Source organism: Paraburkholderia polaris (assembly GCF_012927345.1).
GTDB lineage: Bacteria > Pseudomonadota > Gammaproteobacteria > Burkholderiales > Burkholderiaceae > Paraburkholderia > Paraburkholderia polaris.
The window spans coordinates 38,436-56,344 of the sequence record NZ_JABBGJ010000041.1 but is presented as its reverse complement, the minus strand read 5'-3'; the positions used below and the strand labels follow the sequence as shown (position 1 = coordinate 56,344).

At 61.4% G+C, this 17,909-nt stretch carries 18 protein-coding genes; 12 read left to right on the top strand and 6 right to left on the bottom strand.

Annotated elements, in window-relative coordinates; genetic code table 11:
- The first annotated feature begins 180 nt into the window (after nt 1–180).
- The 5 genes from HHL24_RS32155 (at nt 181) to araD (ending at nt 6,262) form a co-directional block, all read left to right on the top strand.
- On the top strand, nt 181–1,350 hold the full coding sequence (locus HHL24_RS32155; protein ID WP_169489336.1) for an extracellular solute-binding protein: 1,170 nt from the start codon (nt 181–183) through the stop codon (nt 1,348–1,350).
- 142 nt (nt 1,351–1,492) lie between these two features.
- Nucleotides 1,493–2,572, top strand: a complete 1,080-nt coding sequence (locus HHL24_RS32150; protein ID WP_169489335.1) for an ABC transporter ATP-binding protein — start codon at nt 1,493–1,495, stop codon at nt 2,570–2,572.
- Complete coding sequence (locus HHL24_RS32145) at nt 2,569–3,447, top strand: ABC transporter permease (protein WP_169489334.1); 879 nt, start codon at nt 2,569–2,571, stop codon at nt 3,445–3,447. Before HHL24_RS32150 ends, HHL24_RS32145 begins: the two co-directional genes overlap by 4 nt.
- Nucleotides 3,447–4,376 carry an ABC transporter permease gene (locus tag HHL24_RS32140; protein ID WP_169489333.1) on the top strand — a complete coding sequence of 310 codons (930 nt, stop codon included), beginning with the start codon at nt 3,447–3,449 and terminating at the stop codon, nt 4,374–4,376. The genes HHL24_RS32145 and HHL24_RS32140 overlap by 1 nt, the downstream gene beginning before the upstream one ends.
- A 146-nt stretch (nt 4,377–4,522) precedes the next feature.
- Nucleotides 4,523–6,262 (top strand): L-arabinonate dehydratase, encoded by a 1,740-nt coding sequence (gene araD, locus HHL24_RS32135; protein WP_169489332.1) that lies wholly within the window; start codon nt 4,523–4,525, stop codon nt 6,260–6,262.
- 169 nt (nt 6,263–6,431) lie between these two features.
- Here araD and HHL24_RS32130 read toward each other — a convergent pair whose 3' ends face one another.
- Both HHL24_RS32130 and HHL24_RS32125 read right to left on the bottom strand, forming a co-directional pair.
- Nucleotides 6,432–7,037: a short chain dehydrogenase gene (locus HHL24_RS32130; RefSeq protein WP_169489331.1), complete on the bottom strand. Its 606-nt coding sequence runs from the start codon at nt 7,035–7,037 to the stop codon at nt 6,432–6,434.
- 207 nt (nt 7,038–7,244) lie between these two features.
- The gene (locus HHL24_RS32125) at nt 7,245–7,697 is read right to left on the bottom strand and encodes a DUF3005 domain-containing protein (RefSeq protein WP_169489371.1); all 453 of its coding nucleotides are present in this window, start codon (nt 7,695–7,697) and stop codon (nt 7,245–7,247) included.
- 361 nt (nt 7,698–8,058) lie between these two features.
- Here HHL24_RS32125 and HHL24_RS32120 point away from each other — a divergent pair, with 361 nt between their 5' ends.
- The 3 genes from HHL24_RS32120 to HHL24_RS32110 all read left to right on the top strand — a co-directional run bounded on the left by HHL24_RS32120 (nt 8,059) and on the right by HHL24_RS32110 (nt 10,451).
- The gene (locus tag HHL24_RS32120) at nt 8,059–8,292 is read left to right on the top strand and encodes a hypothetical protein (protein ID WP_063498620.1); all 234 of its coding nucleotides are present in this window, start codon (nt 8,059–8,061) and stop codon (nt 8,290–8,292) included.
- Between the two features lie 133 nt (nt 8,293–8,425).
- The gene (gene epsC, locus HHL24_RS32115) at nt 8,426–9,352 is read left to right on the top strand and encodes a serine O-acetyltransferase EpsC (protein WP_169489330.1); all 927 of its coding nucleotides are present in this window, start codon (nt 8,426–8,428) and stop codon (nt 9,350–9,352) included.
- A gap of 277 nt (nt 9,353–9,629) precedes the next feature.
- Complete coding sequence (locus HHL24_RS32110) at nt 9,630–10,451, top strand: AraC family transcriptional regulator (RefSeq protein ID WP_169489329.1); 822 nt, start codon at nt 9,630–9,632, stop codon at nt 10,449–10,451.
- A 374-nt stretch (nt 10,452–10,825) separates the two neighbouring features.
- Here the strand turns inward: HHL24_RS32110 and HHL24_RS32105 are convergent, their stop codons facing one another.
- The 3 genes from HHL24_RS32105 to HHL24_RS32095 all read right to left on the bottom strand — a co-directional run bounded on the left by HHL24_RS32105 (nt 10,826) and on the right by HHL24_RS32095 (nt 13,306).
- Entirely contained in the window at nt 10,826–11,341 is a 516-nt protein-coding gene (locus tag HHL24_RS32105) for a metal-dependent hydrolase (RefSeq protein ID WP_169489328.1), read from the bottom strand.
- Nucleotides 11,342–11,506: 165 nt separating this feature from the next.
- Nucleotides 11,507–11,860, bottom strand: coding sequence for a sugar ABC transporter ATPase (locus HHL24_RS32100; protein WP_206003108.1), 354 nt, complete (start codon nt 11,858–11,860; stop codon nt 11,507–11,509).
- A gap of 294 nt (nt 11,861–12,154) precedes the next feature.
- A complete protein-coding gene (locus HHL24_RS32095) occupies nt 12,155–13,306 on the bottom strand; it encodes a porin (RefSeq protein WP_169489326.1) in 1,152 nt (383 codons plus the stop codon).
- A gap of 628 nt (nt 13,307–13,934) precedes the next feature.
- On the opposite strand from HHL24_RS32095, the gene HHL24_RS32090 reads away from it, so the two are divergent.
- Nucleotides 13,935–14,507, top strand: coding sequence for a hypothetical protein (locus HHL24_RS32090; protein ID WP_169489325.1), 573 nt, complete (start codon nt 13,935–13,937; stop codon nt 14,505–14,507).
- Between the two features lie 208 nt (nt 14,508–14,715).
- On the opposite strand, the gene HHL24_RS32085 is transcribed toward HHL24_RS32090, so the two are convergent.
- Complete coding sequence (locus HHL24_RS32085) at nt 14,716–15,150, bottom strand: hypothetical protein (protein WP_169489324.1); 435 nt, start codon at nt 15,148–15,150, stop codon at nt 14,716–14,718.
- Nucleotides 15,151–15,390: 240 nt separating this feature from the next.
- On the opposite strand from HHL24_RS32085, the gene HHL24_RS32080 reads away from it, so the two are divergent.
- The 3 genes from HHL24_RS32080 to HHL24_RS32070 are packed head-to-tail and all read left to right on the top strand — an operon-like array spanning nt 15,391 to nt 17,908.
- A complete protein-coding gene (locus HHL24_RS32080; RefSeq protein ID WP_169489323.1) occupies nt 15,391–16,074 on the top strand; it encodes a CDP-alcohol phosphatidyltransferase family protein in 684 nt (227 codons plus the stop codon).
- Nucleotides 16,071–16,892, top strand: coding sequence for a HalD/BesD family halogenase (locus HHL24_RS32075; protein WP_169489322.1), 822 nt, complete (start codon nt 16,071–16,073; stop codon nt 16,890–16,892). Before HHL24_RS32080 ends, HHL24_RS32075 begins: the two co-directional genes overlap by 4 nt.
- Nucleotides 16,889–17,908: a flippase-like domain-containing protein gene (locus HHL24_RS32070; RefSeq protein ID WP_169489321.1), complete on the top strand. Its 1,020-nt coding sequence runs from the start codon at nt 16,889–16,891 to the stop codon at nt 17,906–17,908. Before HHL24_RS32075 ends, HHL24_RS32070 begins: the two co-directional genes overlap by 4 nt.
- Nucleotide 17,909 lies beyond the last annotated feature (1 nt).

Here is a 17,909-nt window from a genome sequence, read left to right as displayed (position 1 = left end):
AGCACGCAACCCGTTGAGCTACAAGGATTACCCACCAGAATACCTAATTTTCTGAGCCAGGCGCCGTGGCGAGTATTTGCTTGACATCGGCAGTTCCGCTTCGCTATGTTCCAATGGTAGAGACACCGCCAGCAACGCATCTGACCGGCGGACTTCCATACCAAGAAGCGAGGAGACGCAATGACTGTTTCAGGCAGGTTGGCGCTCAGGCTGGTGTCCGTATGTCTCGCGGCAAGCGCCGCGTTTGCATCCGCTGCGCACGCGGCCGATCCGGTTACGCTCAATATCGTCGACGTAGCGGGCGATCTTCAACTCACGCAGAAGGGTTTCGAGGCCTTCAAGGCGAAGTATCCAAACCTCGTCGCCAATCTCACGTTCACCAACGCGCCCGCGCCGCAGTTGCCCGGCAAGATCAAGGCGATGCAGGCCGCCGGCCGCTCCGATATCGATCTCGTCCTGACCGGCACCGACGCACTGGCCGCCGGCATCGAACAGAATCTCTGGATGAAGCTGTTGCCGGACAATGCGGCGGCTTTCCCCGGTGTGCTCGACAAATACGCGCCCGGTCCGCGCAAGATGCAGGACCTCGCACAAGGCTTCGGTCTCGAGGTCGCGTATATGCCGGCTGGTCCGCTGCTCGAATACAACCCCGCCAAAGTCAGCGATCCGCCCAAAACGCCTGAGCAACTGCTGCAATGGTGCAAGGCGCATCCGGACAAGCTGATCTACGCACGGCCGGCGAACTCCGGTCCGGGCCGCACGTTCCTGATGGGTTTGCCTTACATACTCGGCGACAAGGATCCGCAAGATCCGGTTCACGGCTGGGACAAGACATGGGCCTTCCTCAAGCAGCTGAACGATTGCATTCCTTACTATCCTGGCGGCACATCGGCTGTAATGAAAGAGCTCGGCGAGGGCACGCGCGACATGACCGTGACCGTCACCGGCTGGGACATCAATCCGCGCGCGCTCGGCATCGTGCCGGCGGAATTCCGTGTGCAGGCATTCGACAACATGACGTGGGTGAACGACGCGCACTACATGGTGATTCCGAAGGGCGTGCCGAAGGAAAAGCTCGACGTGATCTACAAGCTGATGAACTTCATGCTCGAGCCCGCGCAGCAGGCCATGACCTATGACGACGGCTATTTCTACCCCGGGCCGGCGATCAAGGGCGTGAGCGTCGAGCAGGCGCCCGCGCACAGCCAGGATGTGCTGAAGAAATATGGACGGCCGGAGTACGCGAAGCTGCTGGCCGAGCGTCCGCATGTTTTGCCACTGAATGCAGCAACGATGGTCGCGGCTTTCAAGAAGTGGGACAGCGACGTCGGTGCGCAGAAGACCAAATAGTCGCTGAATGAGTCCGTGCACTCGTTCGTTTGGTGCGCCGGGATGCGCGCGTCATGCAAGCAGGAAACCGCCATGAAGCTTCGCGCGCATCCGTTCTATTGGACCTTCGCGATTCGTGCGTCACGCGTATCAGGAAATCGCCATGAAGCATCACTTTGAGCAGTTGCGGCTCGATTCGGTGAGTCGCAGTTTCACGAATGCGGAGGGCCAGGCGGTCGCGGCGTTGCAAGGTCTCGATCTGAATATCCAGCGTGGCGAGTTCATCGCGTTGCTCGGACCTTCGGGTTGCGGTAAATCGACGGCGCTCAATTGCATCGCCGGTTTGCAGCCGTTGAGCGGCGGCGGTATCTGGCTCGACGATAAACGCATCGACGTGTTGCCGCCGGAAAAGCGCGGCTTCGGCATGGTGTTCCAGAGCTACGCGCTGTTTCCGCATATGAGCGTGCTCGATAACGTCGGGTTCGGATTGAAGATGCGCGGTGTCGGCAAGAGCGAAGCCATGCGCCGTGCGCGTGAAGCGTTGCAACTCGTGCAACTGGTCGGGCATGAACGCAAGCTGCCCGGGCAGCTTTCGGGCGGTCAGCAGCAGCGCGTGGCGATTGCGCGGGCGATCGTGATCGAACCGCCGCTGATTCTGATGGACGAGCCGCTGTCGAACCTCGATACGAAATTGCGCATTGAAATGCGTGCGGAGATTCGCCGCATCCATAGCCAGCTCGAACGCGCGACCCTCTACGTAACGCACGATCAGGACGAAGCGCTTTCCATGGCCGATCGCATCGTCGTGATGAAAGAGGGGGTGGTGCAGCAGATCGGCACGCCGAAAGAGGTCTACACGCGGCCGCAGAATTTGCATGTCGCGCGTTTCATGGGCTATCGCAACGTGACTGAATTCGTGCTCGAAGGCACGCAAGGTGATGGGGTTGCTGTGAGCGCGAACGGCGTGCGTCTGATCGGTATGCCGATGGCCGGTTTCAACAGCAAGCGCGTGAGCGTCGCGTTGCGCCCAGAGGATATGGAGCGTGCAGCGGCTGGCACGGAAAACGCGTTCGATGCGCTGGTGATGACCGTGGAATACGGCGGCCACGATTCACTGTTGCGGGTGAAGACCGCGTTCGGCGACTTGTGGGCGCGCATCGCGGGCGAATTCGTAGAGGGCGAACGCATCAGTCTGCGCGTGCCGCCGTCACGCACGCTCGTCTATGACGGAGAGGCTGCGTGAACACGCCTACGTTGTCGCCGCCGCTCGTGCCGCGCGACGCCAAAGCGTGGCTGGTCGCGCCGGCTTTGATCTTCATCGTCGCGTTGTTTATCTATCCGTTTGCGTACGGTTTGGTCCTGTCGTTCCGGCCGATGAACGGCGGTGGCCTGTGGGCCAACTATCTGACGTTCTTCACCGACACGTCGATGTGGCCGACTATTCTCGTCACGCTCAAGCTCGCTGTACCCGCGACGCTGATCAACGTTGGCGTGTCGGTTCCCGTGGCGTTCGCGCTGCGCCGCAATTCGCCCTATCAGAAACTCGTCACGACGCTGCTGGTGATTCCCGTCACGCTCGGCACCGTGCTGATCGCGGACGGCATGCTCACGTACTTCGGGCCGAACGGCTGGTTTCCGCAGGCGTTGCAAGGCCTGCATCTCTACACCCATGAAGTGCGTTTGACGCATAACTTCTGGGGCGTGCTGATCTCGCTGATCGTGTCGGGTTTTCCGTTTGCGTTTCTGCTGACGCTGTCATACGTGACCGGCATCGATCCGACGCTCGCGAGCGCCGCCGCCACGCTCGGCGCGAGTCCGTGGGAGCAGTTTCGTCGCATCTATCTGCCGCTGCTGGTGCCTGGGTTAACAATGGCCGCGTGTTTATCGTTCGTGCAGGCGTTCTCGGTGTTTCCGTCGGCGGTGCTGCTCGGGGCGCCCGCAGGCCCGACGCGTGTGATGTCGATCGCCGCCGCCGAAGCCGCGTTCGAAAGCTACGACTATTCGCTTGCTTCCGCGATCGCGATGGTGATGGGTTTCGTGCAACTGCTGGTGGTCGCCAGCATGCTCGGCGCGCGCCGCTTCTTCTACAGCGGTCCGGTGACGGGAGGCAAAGGCTGATGGCTGCCGATCGTCACGCCGCGCATCCTTCGTGGTCGGCGTCCACATCGAACGAAAACAACGACGGCGCGCAGCAACCCAGCAAGCGCGTGAAGCAGCGCGCCAGCGTGGCGGGCCGCATCTGGCACGTGCTGGTATGGGGCGCGATGGTGTTTTTCCTTGTCAACGTGGTGTTGCTGATTGCGACCGTGGCGGTGAATTCGGTGGCGACCCGCTGGTTCGGCACCTTGTTGCCGCAAGGCTTTACGCTGCATTGGTATGCGCAGGCGTGGAGCGATTTCCAGTTGGCGAGCGTGTTGTGGGTCACCGTCGAAGTGGTCGGCGCGGTAGTGGTGTTGTCGGTTGTGCTCGGCGTGCCCGCGGCGTATGCGCTCGCCCGTGTGCAGTTTCGCGGCAAGCGCACGGCGATGCTGATTTTCCTGTTGCCCCTGATGGTGCCGCCCGTGACGTACGGCATTCCGATGGCGACCGTGATGTACAAGGTCGGCCTCGCGGGCACGCTGGGCGGCGTGATTCTCGCGAATCTCGTGCCGGCGCTGCCGTTCGTGATTCTGGTGATGACGCCGTTCATCGAACAGATCGATCCCAATCTCGAAGCGGCGGCGCGCATTTTCGGCGCGAACACATTCCGCTATTTCCGCTATGTGCTGCTGCCCTTGCTGGTGCCCGGCATGCTGGCGGCCGGGCTGCTCGTGCTGGTGCGCACCATCGGCATGTTCGAACTGACATTCTTTACGGCGGGTCCCGCGACGCAAACGCTCGTGGTCGCCTTGTACTACGCTGTATTTTCAACCGGCGTGCGCGCGCCGCAATCGATCGATGCGATGGCGATGATCTACATGGCGATCACGCTGATCTGGGTGCTGATTGCGCTGCAATTCGTCAGCCCGACTCAGATCGTGTCGCGCGTGAAGGAGCAGAAGCGCTGAGCCATTGAAGCGCTGAAGCACTGCAGCGCTGAGGCATTGAATCACGGAAGCACTGAAGCGCGGAAGCACGCGGCGAAGAAATCCCCCGCCCCGAAGGAAGTCCCGTTGGTGGATCGGGGACGGCGAAAGACATCGTGGAGTAGACGTTGACGACGAGAAAGAAACCTGAAGAACTGCGCAGCCACCGCTGGTACGGCGTGAACGATCTGCGCTCGTTCGGCCATCGCTCGCGCACCGCGCAAATGGGCTATAGCCGCGAGGAATACGCGGGGAAGCCGGTGATCGCGATCCTCAACACGTGGAGCGAGATCAACGCTTGCCATACGCATTTCAAGCAACGTGTCGAAGAAGTGAAACGCGGCATCTGGCAGGCGGGCGGCTTTCCGGTCGAACTGCCCGTGCAGACACTCTCCGAGCCATTCCAGAAGCCCACCACGATGCTGTATCGCAACTTCCTTGCGATGGAGGCCGAGGAGACGCTGCGCTCGTATCCCGCAGACGGCGTCGTGCTGATGGGCGGTTGCGACAAGACTACGCCCGCTTTACTGATGGGCGCGATCTCGATGGATCTGCCGGCAATCTTTCTGCCGGCCGGTCCGATGCTGCGCGGTAACTGGAACGGCGTCACGCTCGGCTCCGGTTCGGACGCCTGGAAGTACTGGGCCGAGTTGCGCGCGGGGACCATCACGGAAGAGGACTGGCAAGGCGTCGAAGGCGGTATCGCGCGCTCGCCTGGACACTGCATGACGATGGGCACCGCGTCGACCATGACGAGCGCGGCCGAAGCGCTCGGCTTTACACTGCCTGGTTTTGCCTCCATTCCCGCAGCGGATTCGCGGCACGCGCAGATGGCGGCGAAAACCGGCATGCGTATCGTCGAGATGGTGTGGGAGGACCTGAAACCATCCGATCTGATCACCGCCGGCTCGATCGACAACGCCGTGACCACCTGCCTCGCGCTGTCTGGTTCGACCAATGCGATCGTGCATATGATCGCGCTCGCGCGCCGCGCCGGCATCGAACTGACGCTCGATCGCTATGACGACATCTCGCGCCGCACGCCTGTCCTGGCGAACGTTCGTCCGACCGGCGCGTATCTGATGGAGGACTTTTTCTATGCGGGCGGTTTGCCGGCCATGCTCGCCGAACTGGGCGAGCTGATCGACCGCTCGCAGAAAACCGTGAACGGCCGCACGCTCGGCGAGAACCTCGAAGGCGCGACGATTTTCAACGACGAGGTAATCCGCCGCCGCAGCGCGCCGCTCCTGCCCAATAACGGCCTCGCGGTGCTACGCGGCAATCTCGCGCCCGATGGCGCCGTGATCAAACCCGGCGCGGCGGAGCCGCAACTGCTCGTCCATACCGGCCGCGCGGTGGTGTTCAAGGACTACAACGACATGGCCGCGCGCATCGACGACGAAGCGCTCGACATCGACGAAAACTGCGTGATCGTGCTTCAGCATGCGGGGCCGGTGGGTGCACCGGGTATGCCCGAGTGGGGGCAACTACCGATCCCGCGGAAGTTGCTGCTAAAGGGCGTGCGCGATATGGTGCGTATATCGGACGCACGGATGAGCGGGACGAGTTACGGCGCGTGCGTGTTGCACGTCGCGCCGGAGTCGTTTGTCGGCGGCCCGCTTGCGCTGGTGCAAAGCGGTGATCTGATCGAACTGGACGTGCCGCGGCGCAAGCTCAACATGCTCGTACCCGAGGAAGAACTGACGCGTCGCAAGGCCGCCTGGGTCAAGCCCGAGCCACGTTTTACGCGCGGCTACGGCGCCTTGCATCAGGTGCATGTGCTGCAGGCGAACAAAGGTTGCGACTTCGATTTCCTGCAGCGCGGCGGCGCGCAAACGGGCGCAACCGGCGAGCCGGAGATTCACTGAGTTTACCCAGGGCCGTGGAGAGAGTCGTGAAGCTGCCTGAGAGTGGCCACACGCAAGGGAGGGGGGCGCGGTGCGGCTGGACCGCATCGCGTAACCTTAGCGATGGGCGTAGAGGCCCGGCGCGGGCGGCTCGCGCGTCGAGCCTGTGCTTCAGACCCTGTGCGTTGCCTTAGTACCCCACGCGATACACCCGGCCCGTTTGCGCGCCTTCCACACTGCGCAGGTAGGCCTGTGCCGCACGTTCGGCGCTCACCGGTTCGAAGCCGCGGAAGTAGGGCGCAAATGCGTCGAGCGCTTCGGTCAGTACGGTCGGGCTTACCACGTTAATGCGGATGCCGCGTGGCAATTCGATCGCGGCGCCGCGCACGAAGCCTTCCAGGGCGAGGTTGACGGTGGTTGCATTCGCGCCTTCGCGAATCGGTTCGTCGCCGACAATGCCACTCGTCAGCGTGAACGAGCCGCCGTCATTCACGTACCGCTGGGCGCCCAGCACTACGTTGATCTGACCCATCAGCTTGTCGCGCAGGCCGACCCAGAACTGCTCGACGCTCATCTCCGGCAGGGGGCCGAAATGCAGCTTGCCGGTGGCGGTGACGACGCCGTCGACCTTGCCGATCTCGCTAAAGAGGCGCTCGATGCTGGCCGGGTCGGTGCTGTCGACGCGATACTGGCCGCGCGTCGCGCCCACTTCGATGACTTCATGGCGCGCTTTCAATGCTGCGCTCACTGCCTGGCCGACCGTGCCGGTTGCGCCGATCACGACGATCTTTTTCATCTGCTGCTCCGTTTAGTATTGGACGTGCAGTCGATTGTGTCGGCGTTCGGCGGGCGGAAATAGCCCCTTCGGCTCGCAGGTCCTGCAACCCTGAGTTTCTAATCCGTGACGCAACGCGCGCCGTCATTCAAACGGGGCGCGCTTTGGAATTGACTGATTAATCGGCGCAAGCGGCGCAATTCAAACGAATACGCGCCGCGCAAATACTTATTTCGCCCGATGTAATTCGATCACACGAGTGGGCCGCAAATGATTAAGGGCGTAATGAATGCGGCCGCGTTCGCGACGGCTGCGGATTGAACGAGGGTCGTCGAACTCATCATCTGCTGATTCGACGCCTTGCGGCGGGACCATGCCTTTGTCGATGACCGTGTAGCCCGGTTCGAGCGCCAGCAGCAGGTGATTGCCGCCAACCCGGCTGTCGAAGCCGGCCATGCCGTCGTGCGCCTCGGGCACACTGTTGATGAGGGTCGCGTTGCTCGTCGTGATTTCGTCGGGCGAGATCGGGCTGTGGCCGGCGATGCGGGCGGCCTCGAGATTCTTGCCGTCGGTGTCGACCGTGCTGTCATGGGTGCGGTCGTTATGCAGCTCCGTCGTGCGCGGGCCGGTGGTGTGCAGTTGCTTGCTGGCGTCTGCTGGCTTGTTGATATCGCTGTTCATCATGCATTCTCCGGTGAAGATGACATGGTTGAAGTGCAGCAAAACCCGTTCCGCCTCGCACAATGTCTTTGTGCGTGTGAGTTTGTACTGCGCTTGTGCCGCAGTCGCTTCGCGGTTATGCGCAGTTACGTATGCGGGCATTTCAACTGGCGATTGCGTCCGGAATTCTTTTCGTTTTTTTTAATGGACGCCTATTTTCTACAGAGTATGATCTTACTCCGACGAGCGAAGCGCGGTTAATTAGACGACATGCGTTGACGACATGTGTTGACGACATGTGTCCGGCGGTTTTTACCTGGCCGAGAACGAAGAGACGCGCGCTACTCAAAACATCTCACGGGGCCGTCAGGGCGGGTGACACATGCACTTCGATGCTGCATTCACACATCGCGGCTATTTGCTGAATTGCGCGCCGGCGCGCGCGGGCGATGGCACTTGGCAACCTTATGTGGTCATCTCCCGCTCGAGCGACGGCGAACTGGTCGCCAACCGTTTTTTCCCTACTGACTTGCGTTTTCCTGACGAAGCCACCGCTATCGCGCACGCACGCGACTGGGCGGTGCGCTGGATCGATGCGAGCAGCGTGACCATCTGAAGCTGAAGCGCGTCCGGCATGCGCGGGCCAACATATCGGGCGGCCGTGCGAGGCTGCGCGAACCGCGGCAAAACGCGGTAATCTCTCGGGACAATCACTCTGAACCGCGCCTGGCGCACGGCGCTGTCCTTTTATGCCTAATGTGCCTTCCCACAGCTGGGGTCTCGAACAGATCGTCGCGGACTTGCGTGCGTCGCGTGAAGAATTGCATCGCACGCGGCATCCGCTCGGCATTCGCGAGCTGCCGTCGCGCGAAGCGGTGATCGCCATTGTCGGCGGCTTGCGCGCCGCGCTGTTTCCCACGCATTACGGGGCTCCCGATTTAACCGACGAAACGGTCGACTACTACGTTGGCCACACGCTCGAAAGCACTTTGCGATTGCTCGCCGAACAGATACGACGCGCCTTGCGCTTTCTGCCCGAGTTCGGAGAAACGCCTGATGCGGATCTGAGGGAGCGCGCGTTCAACGTCGCGCGGGAATTCGGCACGCAGTTGCCTGGCATTCGCGCGTTGCTGGTCAGCGATATTCAGGCCGCTTTCACTGGCGACCCGGCTGCCCAGCACATCACTGAAATTCTGCTGTGTTATCCGGGCGTGTGGGCAATGACGCACCATCGTCTTGCGCACGCGTTGCATCGGCTCGGCGTGCCCTTGCTCGCGCGCTTCATCAACGAGATCGCGCACTCGGCGACCGGCATCGACATTCACCCCGGCGCGACCATTGGGCCGAGCTTCTTCATCGACCACGGCACGGGCGTCGTGATCGGCGAGACCGCGATCATCGGCGAGCGTGTGCGTGTCTATCAGGCCGTGACGCTCGGCGCGAAGAGCTTCGCTGCGGACCTTGACGGCGCGCTGATCAAGGGCAACGCACGCCATCCGGTCGTTGAAGACGACGTCGTGATTTATGCCGGCGCGACGATTCTCGGCCGCGTGACCATTGGGCGTGGCTCGGTGATTGGCGGCAATGTGTGGCTTACGCATAGCGTGCCGCCGGGCAGCAGCGTGTCGCAAGGCAAGATCCGCGAGGGTGAGCGCACGGACGAGGGGCGTGGTTGATGAGCGGCCTGGCTGGCGCGTCGTTCCGTAGTTTGCTGTGCGGATCGGTGTGCGGCTTGCTCCGGAGATCCGCACACGGTTCGCTGCGCAATGCGGCGTGCCGACCGCGTTGCAGTTCCGCGCGAGGATTACTGCGCAGTTCGACGTGCGGTTCGTGGCGCGTCTCACCGTGCACTTCGCCTTCCGTTTTTGCTGTGTGTGCCGCAATGCAATTCGCTGCGCACGTTGCTGCGTAATATGCTACGCAAATCCTTCTTCAACTTCTGAGAGGCGGGCCATGTCACGCGGCCGCGTTCACATGCCTCGTTGCGCGATTGCCGGCGTCGAAGCGACGGTGGCCGAAACGGCGCATTCGTTTCCGCGCCATTCGCATGATCGCTTCGGTGTGGGCGTGATCGATGCTGGCGGGCATCGGTCGTCGAGCGGGCGTGGCGTGGTTGAAGCGCGGGCGAGCGACGCGATCATGGTGAATCCAGGCGAAGTACACGACGGCAGCCCGCTTGACGAGCGCGGACGTGCATGGCGCATGTTGTATTTCGAGCCGTCGATGCTGGCCGATGTTGCGGTCGAGTTGAGTGGTGTGGCTGCGCACGAGATCGAACTGACGCAACCGGTGGTACACGATCCGTTGCTGAGGGTGTTGTTCGAGCGACTGTTCACGGTATCGGTGGAAGCGACCGTGCCGGACGATCTGGTGCGTGAGGAGGCGATGCTCGAGTTGCTCGGCTATCTGGTTCGGACTCACGCGACCATGCATACACGTTCGCGCTTGCTTCGGTCGTTGGGCCCAATTGCACGAGCGAGGGCCCGCATCGACGACGATCCATCATCACCGCTCACGCTAGCCGATCTCGCTGCCGACGCCGGCATGAGCCGCTTCCAGCTGCTACGAGGCTTCGCGCACGAGATGGGATTACCGCCACACGCCTACAGGATGCAGCGACGGGTGACACTTGCGAGGCAGCTGATCGCGAGTGGCGCGACATTGGCTGCCGCGGCTGCTGCAGCGGGCTTTGCCGACCAGAGTCATATGACTCGAGCGTTCACACGATTGCTGGGGATCACACCTGCGAACTACGCGTCTGCGACGCGGCCATAACCCATCGAGGGGAGGGATATGAATTACGCTTCGGCGCGCGCAGCGCCGCCGGAAGAATGACACCCTTGTCACTGACGCCGAATGTGCGAGAACCCGGATTCCACGGGGCCACTAGCACTTGCGGGCTACGGTTCCCACTTAGCATGAGCGGTTTTAGCTGCTTTCTCTTGCCTACTTCTCTTTGCAGCCGGCAAAGAGAAGTAGGTGCCGCCCCGCACAGGGGCGACGCTAATAGACCAATAACAATTCAAGCAAAGGCCAACACCGTAGGCACGCGGACATCAAGCGCCTCACAAACGAACAAGACAAGAAAGGACCAACCCCACAAGCACCCAAACAACAACCGCCGCGCAGGCACAAAAAAAATCCACCCCTTACCCCATTCTCAAATACCTCAAAACCGAAACCCCCTGCACCCCGTGCAACCAGACATGCTCCCCGATAAACCACGCCGCGACCCACGAAGCAGCGACCACGATCAAATCACAGTGCCCGCTATTCCAAAGATTCAATGAATGCCGCCTGGCGACCCAAGGCACCCCCAAAGGATTGGGCCAATCGGCCAACAGATGCATCAACCCACCACAAGCAAACCCAAACGCCGGCGCGGCATAACCAGAACGCCCAAGCCAATGGTAAGAAACCGCGAGCAACGCGACCCACCCTACACCCCAATGCGTCAACGTACGATGCGTAATCCACAGCCTTCGCTTGCGTGACCACCACGCCACCTCCAGCCAGTCCGGCGCCGTACTCCCTGCCACCCCGGCGATGAAACTCAACAACACGCCGATATGAAACGAACCGCCGCCGCCGACGCGCGCGACAACAGCCGCCGCGATAACGCCGGCTGCAAACCCAGTCGCGTGATGTGCTTTGTTGGATGCCATCGAACCTCACGACGCAGCGCGCCGGATAAAAGCCAAAGGGCGGCTATGTTCGCAGATGAGCAGATAAAAAAATAGCCAACAAGCGATATAAAAAATCGCGCATCGGCGTGGCCTTCAGTGTGGTCTCAGTGTTGTCTTCAACAACGCAGCCGTGCGATCAAAAACTCAGGTCGCACAGCGCGCAATATCGACGCGCATTTCAGGTTCAGGCGGATCGTCCGGCGCATTCGCGGGATGCATCACCTTGATGACCGAGCCGGCGTTGAACGGCGTTAGCGTGACGAAATACGAATTGTTCGAATCGGAGCCGACGGCGATCTCAGTCGCGTCGCCCACGCGCGACATCCGCACGCGTGACAGTTTGCTTTCGAGGCAATCGGCGACATAAGCAGGGGCGCGCTGCGAAGACACGTACATCATCGGCTGGGACGCATCGCGGGCGGGGCCGCTGGAAGAACCGCAGGCAGCGAGAAAAGCGGTGACGGCAGCAGCAGGGGCAAGCAGGAGAAGTCTTTTCATGGTCCGATCGTCGGCGTCCCCGGTCGTGCACGGGAACTTGGGGCGCGGGCAAAGCGCGACGCGATTGAACGCAACGTCATGCTTCGCGACGAAGCCGCCGTTCAACCGCAACGACGTTACGGCAAGGAAGGCAGCCGGTCTCAGTATACCCACGGCGCGCTTCTGCCGTCACTATGACTACGTCGAAATGTAAGACCGTAAGCCCCATGGAAAAACCCGCGCGTGATCGTGTCACGCGCGGGTTCGGCTGCAGAGCGGACCGGTACGCCGCTCTGCACGTGTTGCCAGAAAAACTTAGAAGCGGTGACGAAGGCCGACGGCCGCAGCGACCTGGTTGCCGGTCGACGACGGCGCCAGCGTATTGATCGCCGCCACGTTCGCACCGAAGTTGCCCAGTTCGCCGGATGCGTGCTGGTACACGCCTTCCACGTACACGTCGGTACGCTTGCTCAACGAGTAGTCGCCTTGCAGCGACACCGTTTGCCACTTCGGATCGCCCGAGCCGTTCGAACCCGACATCTTGCCGTCGGTGAACGTGTACGAAGCCGCGAGGCTCAGTGCCGGCGTCAGTGCGTATTTGCCGTTCAACTCGTAGTTGTCCAGATGCAGGTTGGTGCCTGCCACGCCAGGCAGTGTCGCGCCGCCGACGTCCACACCCGTGATGCCGTCCAGTTGCGTATGCGTGTACACGAAGCCAACCGTTGCCGGGCCGTACGTGTAGTTGATGCCCGCACCGAACGTGCGTTGCAGGTTCGCCGCGATAGCCGCGGTGCCGTCGCCTTGCGAAACCGGGCCGCTCAGGTTCGAGCTACCCGAGTTGTTCAGTTGCAGGTAAGCGGCGGCTGCGCTCAGCGGGCCGTTGTCGTACGAAGCGCCGACGCTCCATGCGCGGTTGTTCGAGAACTGGCCGGCTGTATTGCTGAAGCCGTACAGGCCGCCGAATTTCAGACCGGCGTAGTTCGCGCTCGTGTACTTCACGGCGTTCTTGATCGAGAACGAGTTGTCCAGATTGTCGTTATCGAACGGATGAGCGGCCAGGTTGTTGCCGTAGCCCGCGCCTGCTTCCGACAGCGGCGCGAGGTAATCGACCATGGAATCGTATTGACGGCCGAGCGTCAGCGCACCGTACTGATCGCTCTTCAAACCGACGAAAGCCTGACGATTGAACATCGTGTTGCTTTCCGTATCTTGGCCGTTGTTCAGGTTGAAACCGTTTTCCAACGTGAAGATGGCATGCAGACCGCCGCCGAGGTCTTCACTGCCGCGCAGGCCGAAGTAGGTGTTCGACACCGAACCGCTACCTTGTTGCCAGTTGCTGTGGCCGCCCTGGTTGTTCGAGTAGACGAGGCCGGCGTCCAGCGTGCCGTACAACGTGACGCTGCTTTGTGCGTGGGCGGTGATGGCAAACGCGCCCATGAGGCCTGCTGCGATGAGGGTTTTTTTCATGTTCAGATAACTCCGGGACAGTGCATAGAGAATCGCATTCCAGTGCTTGCCGCCGCTTCCGCCGGCTGCCTGACGATCCGCTGCGAAGTGTATTCCTGCTATTTATATCTTTAAGCGTATATGCCGCAACAATACATTTTCTAATTCGTAATAGCGGATTTTGGGATGGGTAAGTGCGAGTAAATAAAGAAAAAATTCCTGGTAGGCGATAGCGCTGTAACTGTTTGTCAAATTGTGGGTGTTGCTCGATCGCGACGCTCTCGCCGTGTCATGATCAGTAAGGATTCGAGCGCTTCTTCGCGGGGAACTCGATTCGTTCTGTTTTCTGCAATGCACTCTTCCAATTCGTGTTATCTATATCAGCGAATTACGGTTCTACAATTCGCTTCACCCTTTGACCAAGGGTGTCTTTTTCATCTTTTTATACGCGGCTTTCGGGCCGCGTTTTTTTCACATTTTTTATAATCGATTGATAAGTTCCCGCGAATAACGAAATGCACTATTTCGATTGGCGAGGAGCGCGCCCCGGCTTGTCCGTTCGTCAGGGGGCCGCATTCGGCGTGCGCGGGGCGGGTAGAATCGCAGGCTTGAGATGTGTTTCTGCCCCGCGAACGTGAGTAAACCTGTAATGACCGATACCCCCCTTCCATCGTCCGACACCGCTGCTGACTCCACGACGGAAGGCGCGTCCGAAATCCACGAAACCCCGCTCGAGCACCTGGACGAAGCGCAGCCCGAAACCCTGCACGAAGCGCGTCTGTGGCGCGACGACGGCTGGACCGCGCGCGTCATCAAGAACGAAGACGATGAAGGCTGGGCCGTCGCAATGATCAAGGACGGCGAAGCGGAACCGGCGCTCGTCGGCCCTTGGACGATGGGCCGTAACAAGAAAGATCCCAAGCCGCTCGACACGTCGGCGTTCAACACGCTGGTGAAAACCGCGTCCGAGGTGTTGCGCCGCCATGAACAGCAACTGCGCGCCCAGTTGCATAAAGAAGTGCGCGTGGCCAGCGCGGATGGCAATGACGAACTCGACATCACGCTCGACATCGTCCCCGACGAAGACGAACCGTACGCGCTGCTGACCGCGCTCGACGCATTTGGCGAACAGCTCGCGCAAGTGCAGGTCGCGCCGAACTTCAAGCTGAGTAAGGCGAGTGCCGTTGCGTGGGTCGAAAACGAATTCCGCCGTCCGGGCTAGACCGGTGATGGCAGGGTTCAGCTAACGAATAGCCAAACGCGGCATTACCAAAGCGCTTCAATATACTTTCACATTCGCTTCATAGAGTCCTCGCGTCATCGCGGCGCGAGCGTGAACCATGCGGTTTTGGGGCTGAGTGCGTGCCGGCTGTGCATTCACTCACGCTACCCAAACCCTGGACCACGACAACATGGCAACGCCAACCGCCTCAACTCCGCTTGCAGAAAATCGCCGTCACGAGCGGCGCCACCCGATGGACGATCGCTGTGCTGCCGGCTTGGGCGAGCGCGTTCTGGACCTTTGACTCGCCACCCAACACCACGACGCCATAGGCGGAGCGGGCCACCGGTTCACCGTCACCGACGCGAAACATCGGATCGTCTTTTTCGTAGCCGACCACCGCGAAAACGTGAAAGCCGAACGCGGTCAGGTCGGCACCCTGCGTCGGCGAAAACGCATTGATGGAGTTGCTTTCGACCCGCGTCGGTATCGGGTCGATCAATTGCTGCTGGGCGAGGTCGGCAATGAACTGATGACCGCTTTCATTGCAGGCCAGCGGTGCGTCGAGGGCTGCGGCGTGGCTGGTGAGCGGTAACGCCGCGGTGATCAGAGCAAGGAGTACAGAAGAAAACAAGCATTTCATAGGCGTGAATGGGGACCCGCGTTCGATGTAGTGTGTTCGCAACGGGTGCAGAGCAGGTGCCGCGACCCGAAAGACGTTGCGCATCGAAGTGATCCATCGTGACAGACGCAACTGGGTTCGCACTTTAACGTGATTCGGCATATCTTGCGCGGCGCCTGTCAGGCAGCGGCAACACATGATCCTTAAGAAAACGTTAAGGAACGAAGCACGTTTTCGCGATCCCGTATATATTTCCGGGTTATGAATTCCCGATCACAAATTCCATTGAATGTTCCGGCCCCCAGGACCTGGGACGCGAGGCTTGCCCGTCGGCTTGTCACGCCGCTCGTTGACACGTGGGTCACGCCGAACCATCTGACTACGCTGCGTCTGCTGATTGGTCTGGCTGGCGCGCTGTGCCTCGCTCATGGCGGATTTGCCTGGGCCAATGCGGGTGCCTTGCTGATCGTACTGTCGAACTTCGTCGATCACACGGATGGTGAGCTTGCGCGCATCGGCGGAAAGTCGAGCCGGATCGGTCATTTTTACGATCTGGCTTGCGACGCGCTCGTGACTGTTATGTTGTTTGTCGGCATGGGAATCGGTACGACGCATGTTGGCACATTGAAAGTTGCACCCGGATGGCTCGGCGCCGTTGCGGGCGTTGCGGTCGCATTGATTTTCTTCCTGCGCATGCGCATCGAGGATATGGCGGGCAAGGCGGGCACAAAGCAGGCATCGGCCGGCGGTTTCGAAACCGAAGACGTGCTGTATCTGCTACCCATTGTCACGTTGACTAGCGTCGTCATGCCGTTCGTCGTGGTTGCATCGATCGGCGCGCCGCTCTTTGCTGCCTGGGTCGTGGTCGATTACTGGCGCGTCGCGCGCTCGGCGGCCGCCCCCGCCAAGGCGCCTGAAACCAGTCAAATGTGGGCCAGCGAATGAGTATGCACGCCGAAGACGACGTGATCGCGCCAATTTCAGTTGAACGTTCGCCGGCTTCTTTGACGGCCACGGCTGCACCGAATGCTGACCGCGCAGTGGCGAGCCGCACGCGCACTTTCGACACCTCGCGCCTCTCCAAGGATTTTGCCGAGCAGGGCGCGTTCCTGTATCTGCAAGATTTCCTCGCGCCCGAAGTCACCGCCCAGCTCGTCCAGAGCGCGCGGGGTCTGCTCGACGAAGTGAACCGCAATTATCTGCCGGGCCACAAGCAGGGCGGCAGCGTTAGCCGGCATACGATCGACCGCCTCGCGCCGTTCATCGCCGAGCTGTATCGCTCGAAGGAACTGATCGGCTGGCTCGAGCAACTCAGCGGCGACAAACTTCAAGTGTCGCCCGCGGACGATCCGCACGCGTACGCACTGTATTACTACACGCGTGCCGGCGATCACATCGGCTGGCACTACGATACTTCGTACTATGACGGCCGCCGCTACACGCTGCTGCTCGGCGTCATCGACGAATCGTCGTGCCGGCTCGATTACGAATTGCATACGCGCAATCCGGACGTGCCGGACCAGCCGGGCTCGGTGCAGATTCCGCCGGGCGGCCTGGTGTTCTTCGACGGCGACAAGCTGCGTCATCGCATCACCCCCGCCGGGGAAAACCAAATGCGCGTGTCGCTGACGTTCGAATACGTCACCGACCCGAACATGCGGCCGTGGCGCCGTTTCATCTCGAACATGAAGGACGCGATCGCGTACTTCGGTTTCCGCCAGGTTTTCCGTCAGATGACGAAGCGCGGCAAGGACCACGCATGACACGCGCGGCCCTGATTCTGCTGTCGATCGGGACGGCGCTTTTTGTCGGCCTGCTTGCCTGGCAGGGTTTCGGTTCCGTTGCCTCGGCGCTGGCCGCGGCAGGCTGGGGGCTTGTGCTCGTCGCGGCGTTTCACCTCGTGCCGCTGGTGCTCGACGCCGGCGCAATCTCGGTGCTGTTTCAGCGCCAGCGCGACGGCGTGCATCGCGACGTGACGCTGCGCGATGCATTGTTCGCACGCTGGATTGGCGAGTCGGTGAATAGCCTGTTGCCGGCTGGCCAGATCGGCGGCCCCGTGGTGATGGTGCGGCAACTGTCCCAGCGCGGTATGCGCATGCGTGATGCGGCCGCCTCCGTCACGGTCAGCACCACGGCGCAGGCGCTCGCGCAAATCGTCTTCGCGCTGCTCGGGCTGCTGCTGTTCGGCGCTTACGCCGCGCATGGTGCGCTTCACGATCTGCGAACCGCCACGCTCATTGCCACCGGCGTGCTGGGCGCGATGATCGCGGGCTTCTATTACGCGCAGCGGCGCGGCCTGTTCGGCCGTCTGCTGGGCGTGCTCTCGAAAGTGTTCGGCAAGCGCGACTGGTCGTCGTTGATGACACGCGCCGAAGCCGTCGACGCCGCTGTGAAGGCGATGTACCGCGAGCGCGGCCGTGTCGCAGTGAGCTTCGCACTGAGTCTGGTGGGCTGGATCGTCGGCACAGTCGAAGTGTGGCTCGCGCTGCGCTTTCTCGGCCATCCGGTCGACTGGGTCGACGCACTCCTGCTCGAAAGTCTCGGGCAGGCGATTCGTGGCGCAGCGTTCATGATCCCGGGCTCGCTTGGTGTACAGGAAGGCGGTTATCTGCTGCTCGCGCCGCTCGTGGGTTTGCCGCCGGATGCGGCGCTGGCGTTGTCGCTTGCCAAGCGCGCACGTGAAATCCTGCTAGGTTTGCCGGGACTCCTGGTTTTGCACTTCAGCGAACGAAGCTGGCAACGGCGGCGCGCCACGGGGCGCGTACCGGTTGTCGATTAAT